This is a genomic window from Streptomyces sp. NPDC054847, from assembly GCF_053610925.1.
The window spans coordinates 1-8,956 of the sequence record NZ_JBSGZJ010000302.1 but is presented as its reverse complement, the minus strand read 5'-3'; the positions used below and the strand labels follow the sequence as shown (position 1 = coordinate 8,956).

The 8,956-nt window shown below is 69.8% G+C and carries 4 protein-coding genes; all 4 read left to right on the top strand.

Annotated features, from left to right (window positions below; translation table 11 throughout):
- Positions 1 to 1,364: PD-(D/E)XK nuclease family protein (locus ACWGH4_RS24930; RefSeq protein ID WP_453464769.1), on the top strand; the 1,364-nt coding region annotated here is incomplete at its 5' end.
- Positions 1,361 to 2,536: a pPIWI_RE_Y domain-containing protein gene (locus ACWGH4_RS24925; RefSeq protein WP_453464766.1), complete on the top strand. Its 1,176-nt coding sequence runs from the start codon at positions 1,361 to 1,363 to the stop codon at positions 2,534 to 2,536. The genes ACWGH4_RS24930 and ACWGH4_RS24925, both read left to right, overlap by 4 nt.
- On the top strand, positions 2,529 to 5,966 hold the full coding sequence (locus tag ACWGH4_RS24920) for a pPIWI_RE_Z domain-containing protein (RefSeq protein WP_453464763.1): 3,438 nt from the start codon (positions 2,529 to 2,531) through the stop codon (positions 5,964 to 5,966). The genes ACWGH4_RS24925 and ACWGH4_RS24920 overlap by 8 nt, the downstream gene beginning before the upstream one ends.
- 84 nt (positions 5,967 to 6,050) lie before the next feature.
- Positions 6,051 to 8,921 carry a pPIWI_RE module domain-containing protein gene (locus ACWGH4_RS24915; protein WP_453464760.1) on the top strand — a complete coding sequence of 957 codons (2,871 nt, stop codon included), beginning with the start codon at positions 6,051 to 6,053 and terminating at the stop codon, positions 8,919 to 8,921.
- Positions 8,922 to 8,956: the final 35 nt, after the last annotated feature.

Below are 8,956 nucleotides of genomic sequence, written 5' to 3'. Positions count from 1 at the left end.
GCCCCGCCCTCCACCCCGGTCACCTGACGTATGCCGAGCACGCCCTTCGCACGTACGTGGGAGCGTGCGCTGGCGACGGTGAGCAGTGGCTGCGGCCGGTCCGTCCGTACTGGGTGGCCCAGCGGGAGAACGGCAAGTTCTGGGAGATGTACGCCTGGTGGCGCAGGTACGAGTCGGCCGATGGACGACTGCGCGAGTACCGACGGCTGCGGCACGGCGAGGCCAAGGACTCCGAGCCCGGCGAGATCGCCATCGCCGTGTACGTGGCCGTTCACGGGCGCCAGGCGGCCTGGCCGCGGAAGTGGGCGCGCGCGTTCCAGCCCTACGGACCCACCGCCCGGCCCGAGCGGGTGCGTGTTGTCGAAGTCGGGCTCGCCGACGGACAGCCGCGCGTGCAGTTCGACGGGACGGCCGAGGAGGCCGAGGCGTACTACGCCGAGTACGGGCACGCGCACGTGGCCCGTGTCGTGGCGGGCGGCAGGCCGGTACCCGGCTCATCCTGCGTCGACTGCAAGCAGTTCACGGGCTGCGAGGCCGTGCCCCGCAGGCCCGGTGTCCTCGGACTCTCCTCGCAGGTGGCACCGCTGAGGAAGGTGTCGGTCAGCGATCTGCGCTATCACGCGGCCTGCCCCGCACAGGGATTCCTCCGTTCCCTGCACCTGCCGAAGTCCGACGAGTACGGCAGCGCGGCCAGGCTCGGCCAGGCGGTGCACGGCTGGATCGAGAAGCTGCACCGGCGCCCGGGACGGCCGCCGTGTGCGGCCAGGGACATGCCCCCGGAGGGCGAGAACTGGACAGAGGGACGCTGGCGGGTCTCCGACGAGGACGCCGCGACCGGTCGGGACATGCTGCTCCACCACGTCGACGCCTGTCCCTTCCAGGACGCCGCCCTCATCCAGCGGGTCGAGCCCGAAGCCCTCCGAGTCGTCCACGACACCGCGGCGCAGGCCGTCGTCATCGCCAAACCCGACCTGCTGTACCAGGAGGACGGCTCGTGGGTGTGGCGGGAGCTCAAGACGACACGGAAGCGGCGCCGCCACCACGAGGACCTTCTCGACACCTACCCCCAACTCGCCCTGGCCGTCACGCTCCTGGCGCAGGGAGCACTGGGCGGCGTTCCGGACGGCTCGCGCGTCGAGGTGGAGATCCTCCGGCCGGACGGTTCCGATCCTCACGTGATCGACCCGACGGACCCCGGCCGACAGCTGAAGGCGCTTTCGGTGCTGCGGCGGTACGCCGGTCCGTGGCGGGAGGACGAGACGTGGGACGCCCGCCCCGGGCCGCATTGCCGGTCCTGCCCGGTGTCCCGGTGGTGTCCGAGTGCCGCGCCCGTCGGCACCCTCGCGGGAGAGGGGGAGGCGTGACCACGACCGACATGAGGGACGCAGGGCCCGAGGACGCTGTTGGCACGGACGAGGGGCTGCTTCGCCAGATCGCCAGCGCCCTGGCGTGCCTGTCCCGGCAGAGGACCGTGCCCAACCCGGTCTACCCGGCGAAGGTGCAGAACGCGTACAACCGCCTCGTCCTGCACTGCCTGCGCGGGGGCGAGAAACCGCCGGACAGTGTGCCGCAGATGGTCCGCTGGGCTTGTGAACGGCCTCTGACCGAGTGGCCCTTGAAGCTGCCGCCCGACAACTTTCCCGGAACGGCGCTGCTCGTCGATCCGGAGACCCGGCTGCCGCACCAGCTGTGCCTGGAGTGGGAGGTGAGCGCGGCCGACCCGGCCGCCGAGCTCTTCGAGAACGAACGCATCCGGGAAGCACTCGCCGTGTGCCGCGCGGCCAAGGCCCCGCAGGCGTACACCGCGTTCCGGGCCCTGCTCACCTCCAGGCCCGTGCTGACCGGCGCCGAGCTGGCGCTGCTCGGCGGCGATCCCGACTGCGGGATGCTGCTGCACGACGTGATTAAGCGCTGCTACGAGCCGGTACCCGCCTCCTACCTGCGGCGCGGCACGTACCGGCAGTGCGCTCGCTGCCGCTGCCTGATGGTGCCGCTGCTGCACGGCGGTCACCGATGCGAACTGGACCGGTGCCGCCGCGACGGCACCTCGGCCGTAGGCACACCGCTCCGTGCCGACAAAGGCGGGGTCTTCCAGCTCAGCCGCCCCCTGCGGATGTTCATCACCAGCCCCGGGCTCGCGGAGACCGACCTGCAAGCCGCCCTGGAGGAGAAGTTCGGGATCACCGCCGAGATGTGGCCCAACTACGACGCGTACGACCTGCGCGTCCCCCTGCCTGGGCGACGGCACTGGGCGGTGGACGTCAAGGACCGGGTGAACCCCGTTCTCCTGGCGCGCTCCCTCACGCCGTTCAGGAACGAGCCGCCGTACGACCGGGCGTTCCTCGTCGTGCCCCGCTACCGCTTCCGTGACAACGAGGCGTATGGGCGGCAGTTCCGCCGCAACCTGCCGGAGGACCTGGCCGATCGGGTCACCCTGCTGGACGACCGGGCCTTCCTGCGGCTGGTCGCCGATGAGATCTCCACCCCGCGTGACAAGGCGGGGGACCCGCGTACCGAAGGAGGACGCCGTGCGTGACCGTAGGGGATGGCACCGGCGCTGCTCGCCGCAGCAGCTCACCGAGGTGTGGCCGGCGAACCTCGGCAGCTTCCGCCCCGGCGACCTTCTCGACGTCGAACTGGGCCTGTACCTCCTGCAGGACGTGACGCCCACCCGCACGGCCGCCGATGTCTGGCCGCTGCTGGGCGGTTACCCGTACAGCGAGGTGTTCGGAGACGTCCGCACCGACGAACAGCGGCTTCGCGTTCTGCGCGCCCGCCACTACCTGTGGGACATGCGGCGACGGCACGCCTGGTCGGAGGCGCTGACCGACTACCTTGAGGTCCCCCAGCACCTGCGCGGATACGACATCGACAGACCCGGCTCCGTGCCGCGCCGTCGCGAGCCGTCGCGCGCCGCACGCCGTTTCGAGATCTTCGAAGAACTGCTAAGCACCCCTCCGCGGTTCGCGACACGGGCCGTTCCGTTTGCCGAGGAGGGAGAGCACACCTTCCGGGTGCAGGACCGTACCCACTCCGTGGTGTTCGACGAGGAACTGCTGACGGACACCCTGCCGCGCGCCCACGCGCTCGACGCACCACCGGCCGGGCGTGGAGAGCCCGTCGACGTCACTTGGGAAGAGCTCGAGAAGGCCGCCGAAGAGATGGACGCCGGCGAGGCGACGGCACCGGAGGGGCCGCGCAACGGCTGGGCCGGGCGGCTCCGGCGGGTGAAACTGCTCGTGCGCGACGCGGAACTCGGCCGCTTCACCGAACAGGGACGGCTGAGGATCGACCGGCTGCTGCACCTCGTGGGGATGGTGGGAGCCGGCAAGTCCACCCTCCGGGACATCCTGACCTACCACCTCGTGACCCGGACACCCCGCCGGGTCACCATCGTCGTCGGTGACGTGGCCGAGACGCTCGCCGTGGTGGAGCAGTTCGACCGGCTCGGTGTGCGGGCGGCGCCGGTCCTCGGGCACTCCACCAGGGAGCGCAACATCAACCGGCTGCACCGCCGCACCGCCACGGCGGGCGCCGCCACCATGCTCGGGCACGACCACGCGGGCTTCACCTACCTCAGCACCGCCTGCCCCGTCGACGTGCTGCGCGGCCTGGAAGCCCGCCGCCCGCTAGGCGTCCGTGAAGCACCGTGCATCACGCTGTACACCGTCCCCGAGCAGGAGGCTACGGACGGCGATCCCCTCCTCGAGGAGGAGAACAGCACGCAGCGTGACGCACAAGGCCCGAAGCCGCAGCGGAGACTGTGCCCGTTGTGGAACCGCTGTCCGCGCCACCGCGGGGCCCGTGATCTGGTCGACGCACAGGTGTGGGTCGCCACCCCGGCCGGTCTCGTGCACAGTTCCGTCCCGCTGCATCAGCACGAGGAACAGCTCCGGTACCTCGAACTCGCGTGCCGGCTCAGCGACCTGATCATCGTCGACGAGGCCGACCGGGTGCAGATGCAGCTCGACACGGCCTTCGCGCCGGCCAGCACTCTGGTGGGCAAGGCCCCGAACTCCTGGTTCGACGAGGTCGCCGTACACAAGTTCCAGCAGATGGCCCGGGACGGCCGGCTCCAGCTGTCCGCCCGTGACGTCGACGACTGGACCAACGCCGTCAACACGGTCAGCGCCGCCACCGACCGCCTCTTCGCCCTCCTCGTCAAGGACGACAAGCTCAGGCGGTGGATCAGCGTCGACTACTTCAGCGCATTCACCCTCCACAACCTGCTGCTGGACAGTTGGTTCCCGGGGCGGAAGGAGGGCGACCGCCCGCCTGCGGCGGCCCGGACGCTGGACGGTGCGCTCGGCCGGTTCCGCGACGACCCACTGCACGAGCAGCAGAGCACGGGAGACGACGACGAAGTGACACCCTTGGTGAACACCTTCGTCCACCTCGCCCTGGAACTCTTGCACGCGCCCCAGGGAGCACGGACGCGAGAGAGGCTGCGCGACACCCTCACCGACATCGTCGGAGACGACAGCACGGTGCTCGCGGACGCTGACCTCCAGGCCCGGCGCTTCGAGTTCACCCTGCTCCTTTCCGCCCTGCACAGCCGTCTCGACTTCATGACCACGCTGTGGCCGCGCGTCGAGGCCGCGCTCAATCTCGAGAGCGCCTCGAACGTGCTCTCCCGTAGGCCTCCCAAGGACTACGAGGCGGTCATCCCCGAGTCGCCCATGGGCAACGTGCTCGGCTTCCAGTTCCGCCACGACGACCGTGAGCGCGATGGTGACCGCAGCGGTGAACTCCGCTTCTTCCACTGCAACGGTGTGGGCCGCGAACTGCTGATGCGGCTGGGCGACCTGTGCGCCGTGGACGGCCGTCCGGGCCCGCACGTCCTGCTCATGTCCGCGACGAGCTGGGCGGGCACGTCGAGCAGGTATCACGTGCACGCCGAAGTCGGGGCTGTACTGCGTCCTCACGATGAGGAAGTCGAAGCCGTACTGGGCAGCGAGTTCCGCAAGGAGTTCCTGTACTGGCCCGGGAACGAGCGGCCCAAGCCGCTGCGCCTGTCCGGCTGCGACCCCGAGGAACGGCCGCAGGCCCTTCTGCACATGCTGCACCAGCTCGCGGTGCCCGACCGGAGTTTGCCCGACGCCGAGAGCATGCTGGACGCCGAGCTGAAGGAGATCGACGATCCGGACCGCCGCCGCATCCTGTTGCTCGTCGGCAGCTACGACGAGGCACGCCGGGCCGCCGAGTACCTCAACCAGATCCCCGAGTGGAACGGCCGCGTCACCCGACTCGTGTCCGACGACGCGGACTCCGACACCGCCTGGACCCGGCTGCCGGAGGACGCCGCCGCACGGACGCTGCCCCGCGGTGACGTGAAGACATTCCCCTCGGTCGGCGGCGACATTCTCGTCGCGCCGCTGCTCGCCGTGGAGCGGGGACACAACATCGTCCTGCGCGATGGCAAGGCGGCCATCGGCACGGTCTACTTCCTGGCACGCCCACACCCGCGGCCCGACGACATCGCGCTCGCCATCCAGTCCATCAACGACTGGGCCGTACGCCAACTCCGGGATGTCGACGGGTCCTTCCGACAGAACGCGCTCGCCGCCGCCACACCCGACCAGGCGGCCGTGTCATTCCGCAGCCGCGCACGCCGTCAGTGGAACCGCTTCCTCACCCGACGGTTGGCCTGGTCCAGCCTGCGGGACGAGGAGAAGGCGGCGTTCACCTGGGACCAGCTCGTCGTCATGTGGCAGGTCATCGGTCGCCTGGTGCGCGGCGGCGTGCCGGCCCGGGTGGTCTTTGTCGACGCGGCCTTCTCCCCCCGAGAAGCCGGATTCCAGGACGCGGACACCCCCGACACCAGCCTGCTGGCGAGTATGCGTGAGGTGCTCGCCCCCTACTTCGAGGACGGGAACTCGGCCGAGCGGAACCCCGCCCCGATCGACAAGTCCCTCGTCCGTGAGCTGTACGAACCGCTCTACCGCGCCCTGGTGGACATGGGCTGACGGCATCCGTCACCACACCGCACTCCCGACGTGTTCGCGTCGCGTCCGAAGACTTCACGCCTTGCTCCGAGGAGAACCGACACCATGGCCTACCAGTACAACCGTCCAGCGGCGTACCTGCCCGACCCGGCGCGGGGACCCTTCGTCGTCCCGATGCACACGCTCTCCCTGCCCGCCCACTGGGAGGAACCACTCCTGCGCCTCTACCACGGCGGAATGACCGAGGGGCAGGCCGAGCGACGGCGCCGCGTACCCACAGCGGCTGTCAACCAGCTGATGCGCGCCACAGCGCCGGACATCGTCACGGTCGACTCCACGGCACGGTTTGGCTCGGAGAACCCCTGGCTGTACTGCCAGGACCCGTACCCGATGGCGGTGACGAACCTCTACATCGCCACCTGGCTCAAGAGCCTCCTGCGCGATGCCGGCCATCCCGAGACCGCGGCCCTGCTGGTGAACTGCTTTCGTGACCTCGACACCGCGGCTCTCAGCTGGCGGCCCGGCAGGGTCGACCTCCTTGAGCAGAAGGTGTCGCCCGGAGGAACCGCTCTGCCCGCGCCCCACGTGTACCGGTTGCTTCCCGACGTCCTCGCCGAAAGGATCGCGCGCCAGGGATCGTACGAACACCACGGGCAGCAGCTGTCGTTCCGACAGGTCGCCGGCCGCACGGGGGCCAGGGGGCAGGGATGCGGGGGCGGCGAGCTGATGTCGAACGTGATCGAGTATGTACCCGGGCGGCGCAGTGGCGGCGACGGCAAGCCGGCCTACTACGCGGCGACGCTCCGCATCACCGTGCGGACCGTTCCCTTCTCACCCGTCCCGCGCGTCCACGTGGCCGCCGGCGTGCGTCGGTTCGTCACCGGCAAGGTCTACATGCCGTACGGCAAGGGCGTGTCCGCGTACCTGCTCCCGGACGACTCCCTCGTCCACGACGGCCCGCAGCCGCAGCGTTTCGCCGTCGCCATGCTGGAGTGGAAGAACGGCACCACGGACTGGCGCCAGGGCGGAGCAGAAGGAATGCTCGCCGGGATCAGCGCACTCGACGCACTGCCGTCCCCGGACCGGCTGGTGAAGGAGGCTGACCACTGGATCCACGGCCGGGACGGCATCCGGATCGCGATCGGGCACCAGGCGGCCATGGGCAGGCACACGATCGGCACCGGACTGATGCCCAGTGAACGCCGACGGCTGATCGAGTGGGCGGAGCAGGCGATCGCTCCCGAGTTCGTCTCCGTTCCGAAGCTCGAGCGCAGTGCGTACGCGCGGCCGCCCAAGAAGCAGCTCAAGAAGCTGCCGTCCATTCCCAAGAACATGGAAGAGAAGGATCCCGAAGAGCGCGCGGTCATCCTGGACCAGCGTGAGCTGAACGCGGCCCACAACGCTCAGGTTCTGCGGGCACGCCTGGCCGAAGCTCTCGAAGGAGAAGACCTCACCGCAATCGTGCTCCACCAGAACGACGCCATCCGCGATCAGATGATCGCAGCGGCGGAGACGGGGCTGGGGCTGTCCGGGCATCGGCGTGAGCAGGGTCCCGATGCCTGGGTGTGGGAGGCGGAGGGGCTGACCGTCCGGCTGCACGCTCGGCCCCTGGGCGCTCTCGGTGCACCGCTGGGAGGCGACGGCGTGCCGCGCCGGGGACAGGAGCACGACAAGGCCATTGAGGAGCGGCGTATCGGTGTCGCGCGGGCCATGGCCGCCCTGCGGGAAGCCGTCCCCGGGGTGCGGCTGGCCTTCGTGGAGCTCGACGGCCAGGATGCCTTCCGTCACGCCAAGCGACGGACCGACCCCAAGCACGCGATCCGCCTCGGCTGCGCGGACGCAGGCCTGGTGACCCAATTCATTCGTCCACCGGACCCGGATGCGGAGACGGAGGAGGCTCTCGCCGACGCAGGTCTGCGTGCCGCCGCGGCCTGGTCGGACGGCCTGCGCCAGACCGGCATGCGGCTGGTGCCTCAGCACACGCTCGGTGACACGCGCATCCCCGCGAACTTGAACCAGGTGGCCTTCCACCTCGTGGAACGCCGCCTTGACGGGCCCACAGGCAAGCAGCAGTTCACGCCGATCGCGGTGCTCATCCGACCGGGCGCGAAATGCGTGCTGGGCAAGTCGGCCGACATGCACGCATGGGTGCCGTACCCCGAACTCCTCAAGTCTTTGACGGGAAGGGTCGAAGGCAAGAAGAACAGCGCGGAGCAGTCGGCCCTCATGGCGGCCTTCGTCAAGAAGACTCTCGCGCAGCTGCGCAGTACCCCGACGCTCGTTCTGACCCACGCCCAGGACGTCCGGAAGCGCTGGCCATGGCTGAGGAACGACGGGCTGGAACGGGACAGGCTCGGCCTCGACGGGGGTCCCCTTCAGCGGATCGGTCTGTACGGCAAGCAGCTTCGTATCGTTCGGATCGCCGATGGCAGCCGGGACGAAACGGCACAGTGCTGGGCCGAGGCGGAGGAACGCTCTCCCGAGTTGGAGGGCCAGCAGCGTGGGGGCATCGCGATGGGGCTGTGGCGGCCCGGAGTGCGGGGTGACTCGGACCGCGTCTTCTACAGCACGACCGGCAAGTCCGGCTCGCAGCCAAATCTCACCAACGACGACGCCAAACTCACTCCGCACACCAACGCCTCGGGCAACAACGCCTACCGGCCGACGGCGAACGCCTGGAATCCGGACCTCCTCGAACTGACCGTTGCGTGCCTTCAGCCCGGTGACGATGCGGAGGCATGGGCCGCATTCGTGCACCAGCAGCGTTTCAGCGAGGACTACCGTGCTGGTCGCGAGGGGTTGGCTCTGCCCTTGATCCTCCATCTTGCGCGACTCGCGGACGATTACGCTCTGCCTCACGAGATCGAGGAGGCTTTGGACCCGACGGAGCCCAGGGCTACGGCCGCGCCGGACGACGCTTTGTCGGGCCAGCTGGCCTTCGACTTCGACCCCGATGAAGGAGATGACGTCGAGTGAAGCTTCCCGCCGAGTAGCCGATGGGAGTCTCACCC

Bases quoted from the DNA above. Each gene is read 5' to 3' on its own strand.
- ACWGH4_RS24915 (WP_453464760.1), top strand. From the start codon at position 6,051: ATGGCCTACCAGTACAACCGTCCAGCGGCGTACCTGCCCGACCCGGCG.